This window comes from Kitasatospora sp. NPDC051914 (assembly GCF_040680995.1).
Taxonomy (GTDB): Bacteria; Actinomycetota; Actinomycetes; order Streptomycetales; family Streptomycetaceae; genus Kitasatospora.
Map to the genome: position 1 here is coordinate 22,686 of NZ_JBFAXX010000066.1, position 19,086 is coordinate 41,771.

At 71.2% G+C, this 19,086-nt stretch carries 15 protein-coding genes; 11 read left to right on the forward strand and 4 right to left on the reverse strand.

The features are described 5' to 3' along the window. Nucleotides 1-6 precede the first annotated feature (6 nt). The 3 genes from AB0M03_RS32560 to AB0M03_RS32570 form a co-directional block, all read right to left on the reverse strand. Nucleotides 7-735, reverse strand: a complete 729-nt coding sequence (locus tag AB0M03_RS32560) for an ATP-binding cassette domain-containing protein (protein ID WP_363498258.1) — start codon at nucleotides 733-735, stop codon at nucleotides 7-9. Between the two features lie 229 nt (nucleotides 736-964). Next, a complete protein-coding gene (locus AB0M03_RS32565; protein WP_363498261.1) occupies nucleotides 965-2,359 on the reverse strand; it encodes an aspartate aminotransferase family protein in 1,395 nt (464 codons plus the stop codon). Beyond that, nucleotides 2,356-2,829 (reverse strand): Lrp/AsnC family transcriptional regulator, encoded by a 474-nt coding sequence (locus AB0M03_RS32570; RefSeq protein WP_030306695.1) that lies wholly within the window; start codon nucleotides 2,827-2,829, stop codon nucleotides 2,356-2,358. The genes AB0M03_RS32565 and AB0M03_RS32570 overlap by 4 nt, the downstream gene beginning before the upstream one ends. A gap of 265 nt (nucleotides 2,830-3,094) precedes the next feature. Between AB0M03_RS32570 and AB0M03_RS32575 the strand changes: the two genes are divergently transcribed. Both AB0M03_RS32575 and AB0M03_RS32580 read left to right on the forward strand, forming a co-directional pair. Further along, nucleotides 3,095-4,540 (forward strand): gamma-aminobutyraldehyde dehydrogenase, encoded by a 1,446-nt coding sequence (locus AB0M03_RS32575; RefSeq protein ID WP_363498264.1) that lies wholly within the window; start codon nucleotides 3,095-3,097, stop codon nucleotides 4,538-4,540. A 158-nt stretch (nucleotides 4,541-4,698) separates the two neighbouring features. Continuing rightward, entirely contained in the window at nucleotides 4,699-6,057 is a 1,359-nt protein-coding gene (locus tag AB0M03_RS32580; protein ID WP_363498267.1) for an aspartate aminotransferase family protein, read from the forward strand. Nucleotides 6,058-6,130: 73 nt separating this feature from the next. Here the strand turns inward: AB0M03_RS32580 and AB0M03_RS32585 are convergent, their stop codons facing one another. Further along, nucleotides 6,131-7,786: a PucR family transcriptional regulator ligand-binding domain-containing protein gene (locus AB0M03_RS32585; protein ID WP_363498270.1), complete on the reverse strand. Its 1,656-nt coding sequence runs from the start codon at nucleotides 7,784-7,786 to the stop codon at nucleotides 6,131-6,133. Nucleotides 7,787-8,214: 428 nt separating this feature from the next. On the opposite strand from AB0M03_RS32585, the gene AB0M03_RS32590 reads away from it, so the two are divergent. From AB0M03_RS32590 to AB0M03_RS32630, 9 genes are all read left to right on the forward strand, one after another. After that, the gene (locus AB0M03_RS32590; RefSeq protein ID WP_363498273.1) at nucleotides 8,215-9,741 is read left to right on the forward strand and encodes a gamma-aminobutyraldehyde dehydrogenase; all 1,527 of its coding nucleotides are present in this window, start codon (nucleotides 8,215-8,217) and stop codon (nucleotides 9,739-9,741) included. A 49-nt stretch (nucleotides 9,742-9,790) separates the two neighbouring features. Beyond that, nucleotides 9,791-11,047 carry a spermidine/putrescine ABC transporter substrate-binding protein gene (locus tag AB0M03_RS32595; RefSeq protein ID WP_363498276.1) on the forward strand — a complete coding sequence of 419 codons (1,257 nt, stop codon included), beginning with the start codon at nucleotides 9,791-9,793 and terminating at the stop codon, nucleotides 11,045-11,047. Between the two features lie 43 nt (nucleotides 11,048-11,090). Next, nucleotides 11,091-12,257 (forward strand): ABC transporter ATP-binding protein, encoded by a 1,167-nt coding sequence (locus AB0M03_RS32600; RefSeq protein WP_363498279.1) that lies wholly within the window; start codon nucleotides 11,091-11,093, stop codon nucleotides 12,255-12,257. Further along, a complete protein-coding gene (locus AB0M03_RS32605) occupies nucleotides 12,254-13,180 on the forward strand; it encodes an ABC transporter permease (RefSeq protein WP_363498281.1) in 927 nt (308 codons plus the stop codon). The genes AB0M03_RS32600 and AB0M03_RS32605 overlap by 4 nt, the downstream gene beginning before the upstream one ends. Then, entirely contained in the window at nucleotides 13,180-13,983 is an 804-nt protein-coding gene (locus AB0M03_RS32610; protein WP_363498284.1) for an ABC transporter permease, read from the forward strand. The genes AB0M03_RS32605 and AB0M03_RS32610 overlap by 1 nt, the downstream gene beginning before the upstream one ends. 68 nt (nucleotides 13,984-14,051) lie before the next feature. Then, the gene (locus AB0M03_RS32615; RefSeq protein WP_363498288.1) at nucleotides 14,052-15,446 is read left to right on the forward strand and encodes an FAD-dependent oxidoreductase; all 1,395 of its coding nucleotides are present in this window, start codon (nucleotides 14,052-14,054) and stop codon (nucleotides 15,444-15,446) included. A gap of 175 nt (nucleotides 15,447-15,621) precedes the next feature. After that, nucleotides 15,622-16,068: a hypothetical protein gene (locus AB0M03_RS32620; protein WP_363498291.1), complete on the forward strand. Its 447-nt coding sequence runs from the start codon at nucleotides 15,622-15,624 to the stop codon at nucleotides 16,066-16,068. 101 nt (nucleotides 16,069-16,169) lie between these two features. After that, the gene (locus AB0M03_RS32625) at nucleotides 16,170-16,856 is read left to right on the forward strand and encodes a hypothetical protein (RefSeq protein ID WP_363498294.1); all 687 of its coding nucleotides are present in this window, start codon (nucleotides 16,170-16,172) and stop codon (nucleotides 16,854-16,856) included. A 172-nt stretch (nucleotides 16,857-17,028) separates the two neighbouring features. Then, nucleotides 17,029-18,567, forward strand: a complete 1,539-nt coding sequence (locus AB0M03_RS32630; protein ID WP_363498297.1) for a CoA-acylating methylmalonate-semialdehyde dehydrogenase — start codon at nucleotides 17,029-17,031, stop codon at nucleotides 18,565-18,567. The last annotated feature ends 519 nt before the right edge of the window (nucleotides 18,568-19,086 follow it).

The window sequence follows — 19,086 nt, forward strand, 5'->3', positions numbered from 1 at the left end:
CGGCTCTCAGCGCGCGGCCGTGACGGCGGTGGAGCCGGCGGCAGGGGCCGTCGCCGTGCCGGCGATCCGGCCGTCGACGAGGGTGAGGGTGCGGTCCGCCTGGCCGGCCGGCTCCGGGTCGTGGGTGGCGAGCAGGAGGGTCAGCCCGTGGCTGCGGGCGGCGCTGGCGAGTATCCGCAGCACCTGCTCCCGTTCCTCGCGGTGCAGCGGGGCGCCGGGGTCGTCGGCGAAGACCACCGGGGGCAGCGGGGCGAGGGCGCGGGCGACGGCGATCCGCTGGCGCTGGGCCTGGGTCAGTTCGGCGGGACGCAGCCCGGCGACGTCGGCGACGTCGAGGCGCTCGAGCCATTCGACGGCGGCGGTGTGGGCGGCGCGGCGGCCGGCCCCGGCGAGCAGCAGCGGCAGGGCGGCGTTCTCCCGGGCCGTCAGTTCCGGCACCAGGTGGGGTTCGGAGCCGACCCACCCGAAGCGTTCGCGGCGGAGCTTCTCCCGGCCGGCCCGGGTGAGGGTGTGCACGGGGGAGCTGTGGAACCAGACCTCGCCCTCGTCGACCGTCAGCTGGGCGGACAGGCAGCCGAGCAGGGTGCTCTTGCCGGAGCCGCGGGGGCCGGTGACGGCGAGGACCTCGCCCTCGCGGACCGCGAGGGAGACGCCGCGCAGGGCCGGGGTGCCGTGGTGGGACTTGACGATTCCTCGGGCCCAGAGCACGTCGTTGTCGGGCGGGGCCGCTGACATGGAGATCCATCCTGGTGCCTGGTGGGATATGACAGTCGTCAGATTAGAACGAACAGGTCGCGGTGCGGTTGCGGCACACTGGCCCATCCCCGGGCAAATCGCCGTTATTCCGGCGGTCGGATCGGCGGTCGATTTGCCCGTCGCCGCAGGACGGAGCCGGTGGACCGCAACGCCGCAGGGCGGCCCCGGTGGTCCGGGGCCGCCCTGCGGCGGAGGGTGGGAGGGAAGGTCAGATCTTCGCCCACGCGTCGGTGAGGCTGACCCGCAGGATCTGTTCGATCTCGTCGAAGGTCGACTGGTCGGAGATCAGCGGCGGGGCCAGCTGGACGACCGGGTCGCCGCGGTCGTCGGCGCGGCAGTACAGGCCGTTGTCGAAGAGCGCCTTCGACAGGAAGCCGTAGAGCACGCGCTCGACCTCGTCGTCGTTGAAGGACTCCTTGGTGGCCTTGTCCTTGACGAGCTCGATGCCGTAGAAGTACCCGTTGCCGCGGACGTCGCCGACGATCGGCAGGTCGCGCAGCTTGTCCAGGGTGCCCAGGAAGCGCGACTCGTTGTCGAGGACGTGCTGGTTGAGGCCCTCGCGCTCGAAGATGTCGAGGTTGGCCAGCGCGACCGCGGAGGACACCGGGTGGCCGCCGAAGGTGTAGCCGTGCAGGAAGGTGTTGTCGCCCTTGTAGAACGGCTCGGCGATGCGGTCCGAGATGATCGTGGCGCCGATCGGGGAGTAGCCCGAGGTCATGCCCTTGGCGCAGGTGATCATGTCGGGCTGGTAGCCGAACTTGTCGGCGCCGAACATGGTGCCGAGGCGGCCGAAGGCGCAGATGACCTCGTCCGACACGAGCAGCACGTCGTGGCGGTCGCAGATCTCGCGCAGGCGCTGGAAGTACCCGGGCGGCGGCGGGAAGCAGCCGCCGGCGTTCTGCACCGGCTCGACGAAGACGGCGGCGACGGTGTCCGGGCCCTCGAAGAGGATGGCCTGCTCGACCTGGTCGGCGCACCAGCGGCCGTAGGCCTCGGGGTCGACGGTGCCGTCCGGGCCCTGGAGGTACTCGGGGGCGCGGTAGATGTTGGTGTTGGGCGCCTTGTGGGTACCGGGCACCAGCGGCTCGAACGGGGCCTTCAGGCCCGGCAGACCGGTGATCGACAGGGCGCCCTGCGGGGTGCCGTGGTAGGCGACGGCGCGCGAGATGACCTTGTACTTGGTCGGCTTGCCGGTCAGCTTGAAGTACTGCTTCGCGAGCTTCCAGGCGGTCTCGACCGCCTCGCCGCCGCCGGTCGAGAAGAAGACCTTGTTCAGGTCGCCCGGGGCGAGGTTGGCCAGGCGCTCGGCGAGCTCCACGGCCTTGGGGTGGGCGTAGCTCCAGACCGGGAAGAAGGCCAGCTCCTTGGCCTGCTTGGCGGCGGCCTCGGCGAGCTCCTCGCGGCCGTGGCCGGCCTGTACGACGAACAGGCCGGCGAGGCCGTCGAGGTACTTCTTGCCCTTGTCGTCCCAGACGTAGGTGCCCTGACCGCGCACGATGGTGGGGACGGGGGACTTCTCGTACGACGACATGCGGGTGAAGTGCATCCACAGGTGGTCGTAGGCGGTCTTGGAAAGGTCCTTCTGCGCCGGGTCGGCTGTCATCTGGTGCCCCAGGTGTAGGTCTGTTTCCGGAGCTTCAGATAAACGAAGCTCTCGGTGCTCCGCACGCCGGGAAGCGCGCGGATGCGCTTGTTGATCATTTCGAGCAGGTGCTCGTCGTCCTCGCACACCAGCTCGGCCAGCAGGTCGAACGAGCCTGCGGTGCAGACGACGTAGTCGACCTCGTCGAGCGCGGCCAGCGCGTCGGCGACCGGCTCGATGTCGCCCTCCACCCGGATGCCCACCATCGCCTGGCGGGTGAACCCGACGGTGAGGGGATCGGTGACGGCGACGATCTGCATCACGCCCTGGTCGAGCAGCTTCTGGACGCGTTGTCGCACGGCCGCCTCCGACAGGCCGACGGCCTTGCCGATGGCGGCGTACGGACGGCGTCCGTCCTCCTGGAGCTGTTCGATGATCGCCTTGGAGGCGGCGTCGAGGGGAACGCTGGCGTTCCGGTCGCGGTTGGCCACGTCGCAACTGTGCACGATCGCCGGGCGCCGCGCAAGCCATCGCCCTGCTGATTTCGTCGCGGTTTCCAAAATTGCATGCGGATTGCGTCGTATCCGAGCGTGACACCTGTCGATACCGTCGGTCTTTGGGTAGCCTGGGCCACGTACACGCGCAGGCGTGCACACCCCCAGTGGACCGCGGCCGGTCCGACCCGGCCAGCCGTGCGCCGGAGGTACCCTGGCGCCGGATTCTGCAACGCCGCAGGCCCAGACCGAGGAGAGACCCGTGAGCGACCTTCGTACGCTGCGCAACTACATCAACGGCGAGTTCGTCGATGCGGCGGACGGCCGCACGCTGGACGTGATCGACCCGACGACCGGCGAGGCGTACGCGACCTCCCCGCTCTCCGGTGCCGCCGACGTCGACGCTGCGATGGCCGCCGCCGCCGAGGCGTTCCCGGTATGGCGCGACGCCACGCCGTCCACCCGCCAGAAGCTCCTGCTGAAGATCGCCGACGCGGTCGAGACCCGCGCCGAGGAGATCGTCGACACCGAGTGCCGCAACACCGGCAAGCCGCGCGGGCTGACCCTCTCCGAGGAGATCGGCCCGATGGTCGACCAGATCCGCTTCTTCGCCGGCGCCGCCCGCCTCCTCGAGGGCAAGGCCGCGGGCGAGTACATGGACGGCATGACCTCGATCGTCCGCCGCGAGCCGGTCGGCGTCTGCGCCCAGGTCGCGCCGTGGAACTACCCGATGATGATGGCGGTCTGGAAGTTCGCCCCGGCGATCGCCGCGGGCAACACCGTCGTCCTCAAGCCCTCCGACACCACCCCGGCCTCCACCGTGCTGCTGGCCGAGATCATCGGCGGCATCCTCAAGGACATGGAACTGCCGGCCGGCGTCTTCAACGTCATCTGCGGCGACCGCGAGACCGGCAGGCTCATGGTCGAGCACCCCACCCCGGCGATGGCCTCCATCACCGGCTCCGTCCGCGCCGGCATCCAGGTCGCCGAGTCCGCCTCCAAGGACGTCAAGCGCGTCCACCTGGAGCTCGGCGGCAAGGCCCCGGTCGTGGTCTTCGAGGACGCCGACATCGCCGAGGCCGTCGAGGGCATCTCGGTGGCCGGCTTCTTCAACGCCGGCCAGGACTGCACCGCCGCCACCCGCGTCCTGGTGCACGAGTCCATCCACGACGCCTTCGTCGAGGCCCTCGCCAAGGCCGCCGCCGACACCAAGACCGGCGGCGTCGACGACGAGGACGTCCTCTACGGCCCGCTGAACAACGCCAACCAGCTCGCCCAGGTCACCGGCTTCATCGAGCGCCTGCCCGAGCACGCCAAGGTCGAGGCCGGCGGCCACCGGGTCGGCGACAAGGGCTACTTCTACGCCCCCACCGTCGTCTCCGGCCTGCAGCAGGACGACGAGATCATCCAGCGCGAGGTCTTCGGCCCGGTCATCACCGTGCAGAAGTTCACCGACGAGGACCAGGCCGTCGGCTACGCCAACGGTGTCGAGTACGCGCTCGCCTCCTCCGTCTGGACGAAGGACCACGCCCGCGCCATGCGGATGTCCCGCCGCCTGGACTTCGGCTGCGTCTGGATCAACACCCACATCCCGCTGGTCGCCGAGATGCCGCACGGCGGCTTCAAGAAGTCCGGCTACGGCAAGGACCTGTCCTCCTACGGCTTCGAGGACTACACCCGCGTCAAGCACGTCATGACCGCCATCTGACCGACCGACGCGACCGGCGCACCCAGGGGGCGCGGGCAGTTGCGCGCACAGCGCGGCCGCCCGCGCCCCCGGCGCTTTGCCACCCTGTCACGGCGACGCGCGGATCGGGTGACATGGTGCAACTGCCTTGCGGCCCCGGCGCTCCATAGGCTTGCCGCATGAGCATCCCCACCGCTGACTCAGCCGCAGGCCAGGCCGTCAAGGCCGCCGACCGCGCGCACGTCTTCCACTCGTGGTCCGCCCAGGCGCTGATCGACCCCCTCGCGGTGGCCGGCGCCGAGGGTTCGTACTTCTGGGACTACGAGGGCAACCGCTACCTCGACTTCTCCTCCCAGCTGGTGAACACCAACATCGGCCACCAGCACCCGAAGGTCGTCGCCGCGATCCAGGAGCAGGCGGCCAAGCTCTGCACCATCGCGCCCGGCTTCGCCGTCGAGCCGCGCAGCGAGGCCGCCCGGCTGATCGCCGAGCGCACCCCCGGCGAGCTGAACAAGATCTTCTTCACCAACGGCGGCGCCGAGGCCAACGAGAACGCCATCCGCATGGCCCGCCTGCACACCGGCCGGCAGAAGGTGCTCTCCACCTACCGCTCGTACCACGGCGCCACCGCCAACGCCATCGCGCTGACCGGCGACCCCCGCCGCTGGGCCAACGAGACCGGCGTCTCCGGCATCGTCCACTTCTGGGGCCCCTACGCCTACCGCTCGGTCTTCCACGCCGAGAACGAGGCACAGGAGTGCGAGCGCGCGCTCGCCCACCTGGAGCAGGTCATCGCCTTCGAGGGCCCGGCCACCGTCGCCGCGATCATCCTGGAGACGGTCGTCGGCACCGCCGGCGTCCTGGTCCCGCCGCCCGGCTACCTGCAGGGCGTCCGCGAGATCTGCGACCGGTACGGCATCGTCTTCATCCTCGACGAGGTGATGGCCGGCTTCGGCCGCACCGGCGAGTGGTTCGCCGCCGACAACTGGGGCATCACCCCGGACCTGCTGACCTTCGCCAAGGGCGTCAACTCCGGCTACGTGCCGCTCGGCGGCGTCGCCATCAACCCGGAGATCGCCGCGACCTTCGACGAGCGGGTCTTCCCCGGCGGCCTCACCTACTCCGGCCACCCGCTGGCCTGCGCCTCCGCGATCGCCACCATCAACGCCATGGCGGAGGAGGGCATCGTCGAGAACGCCAAGCAGGTCGGCGAGAGCGTGATCGGCCCCGGCCTGCGCGAGCTCGCCGAGCGCCACCCCTCGGTCGGCGAGGTCCGCGGCCTGGGCGTCTTCTGGGCGCTCGACCTGGTGAAGAACCGCGAGACCCGCGAGCCGCTGGTGCCCTACAACGCGGCCGGCGCCGCCAACGCGCCGATGGCCCAGCTGGCCGCCGCCTGCAAGCAGCGCGGCCTGTGGCCCTTCGTCAACATGAACCGGTTCCACGTGGTGCCGCCGTGCACCGTCAGCGCGGAGGAGGCCAAGGCCGGCCTCGCGATCCTCGACGAGGTCCTCACCCTCACCGACGCGCACACCGTCTGACACACCGGCAGCCGGACGCCGGAGCGGCCCCGGGGCACACCGCCCCGGGGCCGCTCCCGCATCCCACGCCGCCTCAGCGGCGCACCGCGTCCAGCGCCAGCAGCGCCACGTGCAGCGACAGGCAGGACTCCACCTGATCGAGGTCCACCCCGAGGATGCGCTCCACCTTGTGCAGCCGGTCGTAGAACGACGGGCGGGACAGGTGCGCCGCGTCCGCCGCCGCCGACTTGTTGCGGCCCTGCTCCAGGTAGATCCGCAGCATCCGCACCAGCTGCCCGTTGTGCTCCGCGTCGTACGCCAGCAGCGGCCCGAGCTCGCGCTCCACGTACGTCTGCAGCCGCTCGTCGTCGCGCAGCAGGTGCAGCAGACCGCGCAACCGCACGTCCGGCAGCCGGTAGTAGGCGGCCGCCCGCGCGCCCGGCGCGTCGTGCAGCGCCGCGTCCGCGACCTGGGTGGCCTCCAGCAGGGTGCGGCGCGCGTCGCGCACCGAGCCCACCGAGGAGCCCACCGCGACCACCGGCTCCGGCGGCGGCGCCGCCGCGTCCCGGGCGCCGTCCGCGACCAGCTTGCGCAGCGCCGCCGCGAAGGACTCCAGCGCGCCGTGCTCGTCCTGCTGCGAGCCGAGCGCGATCAGCACCCCGACGCCCTCGTCGTCCAGCGCGCCGACCAGCGCCGACAGTCGACAGGTGCGGATCGCGGTCGCCGCCAGCTCGGTGAAGTCGCGCAGCCTCGCCTGCGCCTCCAGCGCCGCCGGCACCGGGCCGCGGCGCTGCCGCAGCACCGTGCCGACCAGCCGTCGGCCCTCCAGCGGCACGCCCAGCGCCTGCGCCCGCAGCGCGACCTCACTGACCGTCAGCGCATGCGTGAGGATGCCGGACAGCAGCGTGCGGTGGGTCTGCCGCTCCAGGCTCTCCCGGTCGCGCACCACCAGCCGGTTGAGCGCGAGCGTCGCCGCGCCGCGCTCCAGCATCATCGCGTGCGGGTGCGGGGTGCCCTCCGGCAGCGGGCCGGGCTCGCCGATCAGCACCAGCCGCCCCCAGTCCTGGCCACGCGCGCCGACCGTGGTGACCAGCCAGCCGCTGCGCGGGTCGTACCCGGTCCGCCCCGGCGGCCGGACCCCGCGCGAGTGCGCCTCCCAGCCCTCCAGCAGCTCCGCCTCCTGGTGCCCGGCGCTCTCGTGCGCCAGCACCTGGTGCGCCAGGTTCTCCAGCACCACCGGCGCGCCGGCCAGCTGCGCCACCTGCCGGACGACCTCGGCCGGCTCGGCGCCCTCCACCGCGAGCTCGTTGAACACCTGGTGCACCGCCTCGGAGGTGCGCAGCTGCTCCAGCTGGGCGTTGACCACCAGCGCGTGGACGGCCTCGGTGACGGCGACGAAGCGCAGCTCGCGGCGGAGCGCGATCAGCGGCAGGCCGCGCTGCTCGGCGGCGTTGACCAGGGCGCGGGGCAGCGAGTCGAAGTAGCGGCGGCCGAACTCGACGACCAGGCCGGCCGCGCCGACGTCCGCGAGGTCGTGCACGTAGCGGGCCAGGCCCTCGCGCTGCTCGGGCAGGGCGATGCCGGTGGTGAGCACCAGCTCGCCGCCCTGCAGGACGCCGGCGACGTCCGGCAGTTCGCTCACGTGGACCCAGCGGACGGGGCGTTCCAGGTGGTCCGCGCCGGCCACCACCTGGGGCAGGCCTCGCCGCATCACGTCCAGGTCCAGTACCCGGGCGACGGTGGGGAGCATCGCGGGCCTCCAGCTGATCAGGGGTGTCAGGGAAATCTTGCCTCGCCGCAGGGGCCGACCACCCGCCGCGAACCCTTGCATCCTGTAAACCCCTTGCCGCCGGGCCTGTCGGAGTGACCCTTGTCACCCGATCGCCCGAGGCGGCATCGTCGGGCAATCGGAAGTGGCGAAATCCGGGACGTGGCAGCGGAATCCGCAGCGTAACCAGAAGGCAACAGCGGAATCCCTTGTGGAAGAAAACCGGGCCTGTCAGGATCGCGCAATCCCGGTGTTCCGCCGCCCCGGACACCAACGTCTGCTAAGGGTCGACTCGACCAGTCGCACGCCCGGCGCACGGGAATCGCTGCTCCGCCGCGCAAACACGGCGTGCAGCGGGTTCCCACCGCAGGGCGCGGAAGCCGAACCACCGGGCACATGGAGGACAGCAGATGGACCTGACCAGCTTCAGCGCCGGCGCGCAGCACATCGCCGGGCGGGTGGTCACAGGGAGTGGCGACGAGCGGTTCCGGGTGGTCAACCCGGCCGACGGCAGCACCGTCGAGGAGGTCGTACTGGCCTCGCCCGCCGACGTGGACGCAGCCGTCGACGCGGCCCGCACCGCACTCCCCGAATGGTCCCGGGCCACCCCCGGCGCCCGCGCCGAGGTGCTGGGCCGCCTGGCCGGCGTCCTCGCCGACCACGCCGAGGAGTTCGCCCGCGTCGAGACCGCGCAGACCGGCAAGCCGATCAAGCTCTCCACCGAGTTCGACGTGCCCGGCACCATCGACAACACCGCCTTCTTCGCCGGCGCCGCCCGCAACCTGGAGGGCAAGGCCGCCGGCGAGTACTCCGGCGACCACACCTCGTACGTGCGCCGCGAGGCGATCGGCGTGGTCGGCTCGATCTCGCCGTGGAACTACCCGCTGCAGATGGCCGCCTGGAAGATCCTCCCGGCGATCGCCGCCGGCAACACCATCGTCCTCAAGCCGGCCGAGCTCACCCCGCTCACCTCGCTGATGTTCGCCGCCGCCTGCACCGAGGCCGGCATCCCCGACGGGGTCGTCAACGTGGTCACCGGCGCCGGCCGCACCGCCGGCGAGCACCTGGTCTCCCACCCCGCGGTGTCGATGGTGTCCTTCACCGGCTCCACCGCCGTCGGCAAGCGGGTCGCCGAGCTCGCCACCGCGACCGTCAAGCGCACCCACCTCGAACTCGGCGGCAAGGCCCCGTTCGTGGTCTTCGACGACGCCGACCTGGAGGCCGCCGTGCACGGCGCGGTCGCCGCCTCCCTCATCAACAGCGGCCAGGACTGCACCGCCGCCACCCGCGCCTACGTCCAGCGCCCCCTCTACGAGGCCTTCGTCGCCGGCGTCGCCGACCTGTACGCCGCCGTCCGCCTCGGCGACCCGCGCAACCCGCAGACCGACCTCGGCCCGCTGGTCTCCTTCGCCCACCGCGACCGGGTCGCCGGCTTCGTCGAGCGCGCCCGCCGCGACGGCGCCACCGTCGTCACCGGCGGCACCGTCGGAGCCAACGGCACCAAGGGCCACGACGGCACCGACCTCACCCTCGGCGCCTACCACCTGCCCACCCTGATCACCGGCGCCGCCCAGGACAGCGAGGTCGTCCAGGGCGAGATCTTCGGCCCCGTCCTCGTCGTCCTCCCCTTCGACAGCGACGAGGAGGGCCTGCGGCTCGCCAACGACACCCCGTACGGCCTCGCCGCCTCCGCCTGGACCCGCGACGTCCACCGCTCGCTGCGCGCCACCCGCGAGATCGCGGCCGGCTGCGTCTGGGTCAACGACCACATCCCGATCATCAGCGAGATGCCGCACGGCGGCTACAAGGCGTCCGGCTACGGCAAGGACATGTCGCAGTACTCCCTCGACGAGTACACGCAGGTCAAGCACGTCATGTACGACACCACCGCGGTCGCCCGCAAGGACTGGCACCGCACGATCTTCGGGGACCGATAACCCCGTCCGTCCCCCACTGCCCGAGCCCCCTTCAGGAGGGTGTCCCCGCATGCAGCACCACGAGATCACCGACGGCCTGCCGGAGCCGATCCGCAAGGCCTGGGAACGCAGCCTGACCAGCGGCCGGGCCGCCCTCAGCCGCCGGACCGTGCTCCGCGCCGGTGCCCTCGCGGCCGGCGCGAGCACCCTCGCCGCCTGCGGCATCCCGCCGGCGAAGAGCTCGGGCGGCACCTCGGGCGAGGCCGCGAACGCCGCCAAGGACCTCTCCGACACCGACAAGGTCGTCAACTTCTCCAACTGGCCGCTGTACGTCGACGTCGACGAGAAGGACGAGCAGAAGCACGGCACCCTGGAGGCCTTCACCGCCGCCACCGGCGTCAAGGTCAAGTACACCGAGGACGTCAACGACAACGTCGAGTTCTTCGGCAAGGTCAAGCCGCAGCTCGCCGCCGGCCAGGACACCGGGCGCGACATCATGGTCCTCACCGACTGGATGGCCGCCCGGCTGATCCGCCTCGGCTGGGTGCAGAAGCTCGACCAGTCGGCGATCACCACCGCCATCACCAACCTCGAAGCCCGCTTCCGCGCCCCCGACTGGGACCCGGGCCGCCTCTACTCCTACCCGTGGGCGGGCATCCAGGTCGTCATCGCCTACAACAAGAAGGCCACCAAGGGGAAGACCGTCAGCAGCGTCTCCCAGCTGCTCGACGACCCCGAGCTCAAGGGCCGCGTCACCTTCCTCTCGGAGATGCGCGACACCGTCGGCATGACCCTGCTCGACATGGGCAAGGACCCGGGCAAGTTCACCGCCGACGACTACGCCGCCGCGCTCGCCCGCCTCCAGAAGGGCGTCGACAGCAAGCAGATCCGCAAGTTCACCGGCAACGACTACGGCCAGGAACTCTCCTCCGGCGACATCGCCGCCTGCGTCGCCTGGGGCGGCGACCTCATCCAGCTGAAGGCCGACAACCCCGACATCGAGTTCGTCGTCCCGGAGGCCGGCTACGTCGCCTCCACCGACAACATGCTGATCCCGGCCCGCGCCCAGCACAAGAAGAACGCCGAACACCTCATCAACTTCTACTACCGGCCGGAGATAGCCGCCCAGCTCACCGCGGGCATCGGCTACGTCTCCCCGGTCACCGGCGCCCAGGCCGAACTCGCCAAGCTCGACCCCGACGCCGCCGCCAACCCGCTCGTCATCCCCACCCCGGAGATGGCCGCCAAGGTCCACAACTTCCGCAGCCTCACCGAGGCCGAGGAGACCGACTTCGAGGACCGGTTCTCCAAGCTCATCGGCGCCTGACCACCGCCCCCCACCACCGGCCTCGGACAGAAGGACCCACGCCATGACCGACCAGGCGACCGACAGCACCGCGAAGGCCACCGGCCCCGCGACCACCGGCGGCGACGTCCGCCTCACCGGCATCAGCAAGACCTACGGCAGCTCCACCGCCGTCCACCCCCTCGACCTGACCGTCCCCCAGGGCTCCTTCTTCGCCCTGCTCGGCGCGTCCGGCTGCGGCAAGACCACCACCCTGCGCATGATCGCCGGCCTGGAGGAGCCCACCACCGGCACCGTCCTCATCGGCGGCCAGGACGTCACCGCCCTGCCCCCGTACAAGCGGCCGGTCAACACCGTCTTCCAGAGCTACGCGCTCTTCCCGCACCTCGACATCTACGAGAACGTCGCCTTCGGCCTGCGCCGCCGCGGCAAGAAGGACGTCAAGAAGCAGGTCGAGGACATGCTGGAGCTGGTCGAGCTCGGCCCGCTCGCCCGCCGCAAGCCGCACCAGCTCTCCGGCGGCCAGCAGCAGCGCGTCGCCGTCGCCCGCGCCCTCATCAACCACCCCCAGGTGCTGCTCCTCGACGAGCCGCTCGGCGCCCTCGACCTCAAACTCCGCCGCCAGATGCAGCTCGAACTCAAGCGCATCCAGACCGAGGTCGGCATCACCTTCGTCCACGTCACCCACGACCAGGAAGAGGCCATGACCATGGCCGACACCATCGCCGTGATGAACGCCGGACGCATCGAACAGCTCGGCGCCCCCGCCGACCTGTACGAGAACCCCGCCACCACCTTCGTCGCCAACTTCCTCGGCCAGTCCAACCTCATCCCCGCCGAGGTCACCGGGAACTCCGGCGACGACCTCCTGCTCAGCGCCGGTGGCACCCGCCTCGCCGTGCCCCGCGCCCGCTGCGCCGGCGACGCCACCAAGGTCCACCTCGGCGTCCGCCCCGAGAAGATCACCATCGCGCACTCCTCCGCGGACGTCCCCGAGGACCGCAACCGGCTCGTCGGCACCGTCGTCGACTCCAGCTTCATCGGCGTCTCCACCCAGTACACCGTCCGCACCGGCACCGGCCAGGAGATCGCCGTCTTCGAGCAGAACATGGAGCGCGACGGCCGCATCGTCCCCGGCGCCACCGTCCAGGTCCACTGGAACCCCGCCCACTCCTTCGCCCTCGACGCCTCCCAGGCGATCGACGCCGGCACCGCGGAGGAGGACGCGTGACCACCACCACCGAGACGGCGCCCCTCCAGGAGGCCGCGCCCGCCGCACCGCCGCGACAGCGGCGCAAGCTCGTCCCCTACTGGCTGCTGCTGCCCGGCATCGCCTGGCTGGTCGTCTTCTTCGCGGTGCCGATGGTCTACCAGGCCTCCACCTCGCTGCAGACCGGCTCGCTCGAGGAGGGCTTCCGCGTCACCTGGCACTTCGCCACCTACTGGGACGCCTTCACCGAGTACAAGTGGCACTTCGTGCGGTCCTTCGGATACGCCGCCACCGCCACCGTGCTCTGCCTGGCCATCGGCTACCCCCTCGCCTACACGATCGCCTTCAAGGCGAGCAAGCGCTGGCGCAACGTCATCCTCGTCCTGGTGATCGCGCCGTTCTTCACCAGCTTCCTGATCCGCACCCTGGCCTGGAAGACCATCCTCTCGGACGGCGGCTACGTCGTCGGCGCGCTCAACACCCTGCACCTCCTCGACCTCACCGACGCCCTCGGCGTCACCACCGGCCACCGCGTCCTCGCCACCCCGCTCGCCGTGGTGTGCGGCCTCACCTACAACTTCCTGCCGTTCATGATCCTGCCGCTCTACACCTCGCTGGAGCGGATCGACCCCCGCCTCCACGAGGCCGCCGGCGACCTGTACGCCAAGCCGTTCACCACCTTCCGCAAGGTGACCTTCCCGATCTCCCTGCCCGGCGTCGTCGCCGGCACCCTGCTCACCTTCATCCCCGCATCCGGCGACTACATCAACGCCCAGCTGCTCGGCTCCCCCAACGAGCAGATGGTCGGCAACGGCATCCAGAAGCAGTTCCTCAACGTGCTCGCCTACCCGACGGCGGCCGCGCTGAGCTTCATCCTGATGGCCCTGATCCTGGGCGTGGTGACGGTCTACATGCGCAAGGCCGGAACGGAGGACCTCGTCTGATGAGCAGTGTGTTCAGCTGGTTCCGCCGGCACCTGGTGACCCTCGCGGGCATCCTCGCGCTCGCCTACCTCGTCCTGCCCAACCTCGTCGTCCTCGCCTTCTCGTTCAACAAGCCCGCCGGCAAGTTCAACTACGAGTGGGCGCAGTTCTCCACCGACGCCTGGACGGACCCCTGCGGCGTCGCCGACATGTGCGGCTCGCTCGTCCTCAGCCTGCAGCTCGCCCTCGCGGCCACCGCCGGCGCCACCGTCCTCGGCACCATGGTCGCCTTCGCCCTGGCCCGCTACCGCTTCCGCGGACGCTCCGCCACCACCGGGCTGATCTTCCTGCCGATGGCCATGCCCGAGGTCGTGATGGCCGCCTCGCTCGGCACGCTCTTCCTCAACATGCGCATCCCGTTCGGCTTCACCACGATCCTGATCGCGCACGTCATGTTCTGCCTCAGCTTCGTGGTCACCGCCGTCAAGGCCCGCGTCATGAGCATGGACCCGCGCCTCGAACAGGCCGCCCAGGACCTCTACGCCACCCCGATGCAGACCTTCCTCAAGATCACCCTGCCGCTCGCCGCCCCCGGCATCGCAGCCGGCGCGCTGCTCAGCTTCGCGCTCTCCTTCGACGACTTCATCATCACCCAGTTCAACTCCGGCCCCACGACCGTCACCTTCCCGATGTTCGTCTGGGGCGCCTCCCAGCGCGGCATACCCGTCCAGGTGAACGTCATCGGCACGGCGATGTTCGTCGCCGCCGTCCTGCTCACCTTCACCGGACAGTGGATCGGCAACCGCCGGAAGGCGCGCGCCTGATGACCACCCGCGCCACCGCTCCGTTCTACTGACAAGCACCGACGACACCCGAAAGCGGCTGATACGGCATGGACTCCGCCCGTGCGCTCAGTGACGTCAAACCCACCTCCTTCTGGCTGGAGGACCCGGGCCGGCCGGAGGCCGTGCCCGCCCTCGTCGGCGACACCACCTGCGACCTCCTCGTCGTCGGCGGCGGCTACTCCGGCCTGTGGACGGCGCTCCTCGCCAAGGAACGCGACCCCTCGCAGGACGTCGTCCTCGTCGAGGCCGAAGAGGTGGGCTGGGCGGCCTCCGGGCGCAACGGCGGATTCTGTGCCGCCAGCCTCACCCACGGCTTCGGCAACGGCCTGCAACGCTGGCCCGCCGAACTCACCCGTCTCGAACAGCTCGGCCAGGCCAACCTCGACGCCATCGAGACCTCCCTCAAGCAGTACGGCATCGACTGCGAATGGGAACGCACCGGCGAGATCGACGTCGCCACCCAGCCCCACCAGCTCGACGAACTCCACGAGGTCGCCGAGGCCGTCACCCGGTACGGCCTCGACATCACCGTCCTCGACGCCGACCAGGTCCGCAGCGAGGTCGACTCGCCCACCTTCCTCGGCGGCCTCTGGGACCGCGACGGCGTCGCCATGCTCCACCCCGCCAAACTCGCCTGGGGCCTCAAGGAGGCCTGCCTCGCCCAGGGCGTCCGCATCCACGAGCGCACCAAGGCCCTCACCCTCGCCGAGCACGGCAGCGGCATGGCCGTCCGCACCCCCTACGGCCGGGTCTTCGCCCGCCGCGTCGCACTCGGCACCAACGTCTTCCCGTCCCTGCTCAAGCGCGTCCGGCCCTACGTCGTCCCGGTCTACGACTACGCCCTGATGACCGAACCCCTCGACGACGCCCAGATGGCCGCCATCGGCTGGCGCGGCCGCCAGGGCCTCGGCGACAGCGCCAACCAGTTCCACTACTTCCGGCTCTCCGCCGACAACCGCATCCTCTGGGGCGGCTACGACGCCATCTACCACTACGGCGGCAAGGTCCGCGCCGAACACGACCAGCGGCCCGAGACCTTCCGCACCCTCGCCCGCCAGTTCTTCGAAACCTTCCCCCAGCTCGAAGGCCTCCGCTTCACCCACGCCTGGGGCGGCGCCATCGACACCTGCAGTCGCTTCTCCGCCTTCTTCGACACCGCCCACCGCGGCCGCGTCGCCTACGCCGTCGGCTTCACCGGCCTCGGCGTCGGCGCCACCCGCTTCGGCGCCGACGTGATGCTCGACCTCCTCTCCGGCCAACGCACCGAACGCACCGACCTGGAGATGGTCCGCAAGAAGCCGCTGCCCTTCCCGCCCGAACCCGTCCGCTGGGCCGGCATCGAACTCACCCGCTGGTCCCTCGACCGCGCCGACCGGCGCGGCGGCCACCGCAACATCTGGCTGCGCACCCTCGACCGCCTCGGCCTCGGCTTCGACAGCTGACCGACGAACCGCACCGACGAACCGCACCGCCCGTGGGGCGCACCCGGCCACCCCGGCCGGGTGCGCCCCACGGGCGCGTTCACCTCCCGCACATTCACCCCCGCAACCGTGTAAGAGCCGACCCCCACCGCCCTCTCCCCGGTGAGCGTCTCGACCGCGCCCCAGGAGAAACCCGATGCCGCCCGCCGAACGCACCGCCGCCCAGTGGCTCGCCCAGGCAGCCCCCGACCCGTACACCTTCCTCCGCGACTGGGAACGCACCGGCCGCCGACCCGCCGTCCTCCCGACCGGCTGCCGGTGGGACGCCCTCCTCACTCCCGCCACCCTCGGCAACCCCACCCTCGACGCCCTCGCCCGCCTCCCCGGCCCGGGCCCCGTCCTCCTCGACCGCACCGCCGGCACCGTCACCTTCCTCGTCCCCACCGGCACCGCCGACAGCTGGATCGGCTCCGGCATCCGCGCCCTCGGCCACGGCAGCCGCCTCGCCGTCCCCCACCCCGACGCCCCCGGCCACGGCCTCACCTGGCTCGTCCCCCCGGACGGCACCGGCCGCCTCGTCGACCCCCGCCGCCTGGAACTCGCCCTGCACGACGCCGCCGCGCGCCTCACCGGCCTCCCGTGAACCACCGCCCTGCCCGCCGCCCTGCCCTGCCCCGCTGCGACCCGACCGATCGGCGCCCCTCGCACGGCCACCGCCGCACCGTTCCGCGCCAGACTGGACCCATGACCGCAAGCGCACTCGCCGAGGACCGCCTCCGGCTGCTGGAGACCGCACAACCGCTCTGCCTCCGGTACGCCCTCGCCCTCGCCGGACCCGACGCGCTCGCCGCCCACGGCCTCCCCACCGCCCGCTCCGGCGGACTCGTCCTCGTCACCGCCGACGGTCCGCCGCTCGCCGACATCGCCGCAGGCCTCGCCGAACACCTCCGCGCCGCCGGCCACCGCGTCACCCTCCAGAGCGGAACCCCGCGGCAGATCCAGCTCACCGGCACCCCCTGCCCGGTCGAACTCCGCAAGGAGCCGCTGCGCCACCCCGCCGTGCTGATCCCCGGCACACCCGTCCCGGTCGTCGCGTTGCCGGACGCCGCCGCCCTGGCCGTGCTGCGCCTGTGCGACCGGGCCCTGCCCGAGGACCTCTTCGCACTGCACGCGCTCAGGGAGTCGTTCAGCGAGGGCGAGCTGCTGGCCCTGGCCCGCGCTCTGGACGAGGACTTCCAGCCGGCGGTGCTCGCCGACCGGTTGGAGGCGGCCGCGGGTCTGGTCCACCCGGACGCCGCGGCCTGCTCGGCCTGGGCCCAGGCGTGGGCGCAGGACCTCCGGCTGGACCTGCTGGAGGTGCGCGAGGGGGACGACGGGCTGCACGACCCGTACCTGGAGGACGCCGAAGCGGAGCAGCCCGACGACCTGTAAGGGTGAATCTCGGTTCCCCGTCATGCTGCTCGTTGAGGCAGGCCGATCGGGTCCGCAGACTGGATTACGAGCGCGGGAGCCCCGTGATCCCGCCACCCGGCCGGAGCCGGGTGGCGCCGTACACAGGTACCGGCGGCCCACACACCGCACGGGACTTCGGAGGCAGACGACCTTGAGCAAGCCCAGCCCGTACAAGCACGTCACCCACTGGATCGGCGGCGCCCCCGTCGCCACCGCCGGCGCCGCGCCCCGTCGCGGTGACATCTTCGACCCGGCCACCGGACAGGTGTCGGGCCAGGTCGACTTCGCCGAGATCGCGGAGGTCGACCAGGCCGTGGCAGCCGCGGCCTCGGCGTTCGCCGAGTGGCGGCGTTCGTCGGTGGCCAAGCGCACCCAGGTGCTCTTCCGCTTCCGCGAGCTGTTCAACGCCCGCAAGGACGAGCTGGCGTCGATCATCGTCTCCGAGCACGGCAAGGTGCACTCGGACGCCCTCGGCGAGATCGCCCGCGGCCTGGAGGTCGTGGAGTACGCCTGCGGCATCCCGCAGCTGTCCAAGGGCGGCTTCTCGGAGCAGGCGTCCACCGGCATCGACGTCTACTCGATCCGCCAGCCGCTCGGCCCGGTCGCGATCATCTCGCCGTTCAACTTCCCGGCCATGGTGCCGATGTGGTTCTTCCCGATCGCGATCGCGACCGGCAACACGGTGGTGCTGAAGCCGTCCGAGAAGGACCCGTCCGCCGCCAACTTCCTCGCCGAGCTGTGGAAGGAGGCCGGCCTGCCGGACGGCGTGTTCAACGTCGTGCACGGCGACAAGACCGCGGTCGACCGCCTGCTGGAGCACCCCGACATCAAGTCGGTCAGCTTCGTCGGCTCCACCCCGATCGCCCGCTACGTCTACGAGACCGGCACCCGCTACGGCAAGCGCGTCCAGGCGCTCGGCGGCGCGAAGAACCACATGCTGGTGCTGCCGGACGCCGACCTCGACCTCAGCGCCGACGCCGCGGTCAACGCCGGCTTCGGTGCGGCCGGCGAGCGCTGCATGGCGGTCTCCGTCCTGGTCGCCGTCGACCCGATCGGCGACGAGCTGGTCGAGAAGATCAAGTCCCGGATCTCCACCCTCAAGGTGGGCCCCGGCTGCAACGGCGACTCCGAGATGGGCCCGCTGGTCACCGGCCAGCACCGCGACAAGGTCACCTCGTACGTCGAGTCGGGCCTCGCCGACGGCGCCGAGCTGACCGTGGACGGCCGCAAGCACGCGATCGCCGCCGAGGACGTCAACGGCGCCCCGACCACGGACGGTTTCTGGCTCGGCCCGACGCTGTTCGACCACGTCAAGCCCGGCATGTCCGTCTACAACGACGAGATCTTCGGCCCCGTCCTGTCCGTCGTCCGGGTCTCCACCTACGAGGAGGGCCTCGCCCTCATCAATGCCAACCCGTACGGCAACGGCACGGCCATCTTCACCAACGACGGCGGCGCCGCCCGGCGCTTCCAGAACGAGGTGGAGGTCGGCATGGTCGGCATCAACGTGCCGATCCCCGTCCCCGTCGCCTACTACTCCTTCGGCGGCTGGAAGGCCTCGCTCTTCGGCGACGCCCACGCCTATGGCCCCGACGGCGTCCAGTTCTTCACCCGCGGCAAGGTCGTGACCCAGCGCTGGCTCGACCCGTCGCACGGCGGCATCAACCTGGGCTTCCCCACCAACAGCTGAGCCCGCACCGCACCGACTTCCGGCCGGACCCTTTTCCCCAGGGTCCGGCCGGTTCGTTTGCATCCGCTCCCCGTTCGGCGTAGTGTTCACTGGTCGCTCGGCAGGGAGCACCGGACACGCGTCTGCGCGGACGGTCCCGGGGCGGCCAATCCTCTGAAACACCATTTCCCGGCTCGGGCTGGGTCGCGTCGTGCTGCGTGCCGTCGCGTCTCGGTGCGAATTTCGGTGTGCGCGTTTTCGGGGATGGTGTTCGGGCCGGCGCCGGATTCGCTTCTCGGAGCGGGGATCGGCTAAGGTTTGAAACGTCGGACGGGCCGTCAGGTCGGTTCCGGCAAAGCGGTGGAGAAAGCAAGTCGGCGAAGAGCACTGACTCGGGTCTGATAAGCTGGGAACACGAAAGAGCGAAACACCCGGAGGGTCCGCCGGAAGGCGGTCCGAAGGAAGTGTCCGTTCCTTGAGAACTCAACAGCGTGCCAAAAGTCAACGCCAGATATGTTGACATCCCCGGCCGGTCGGTCA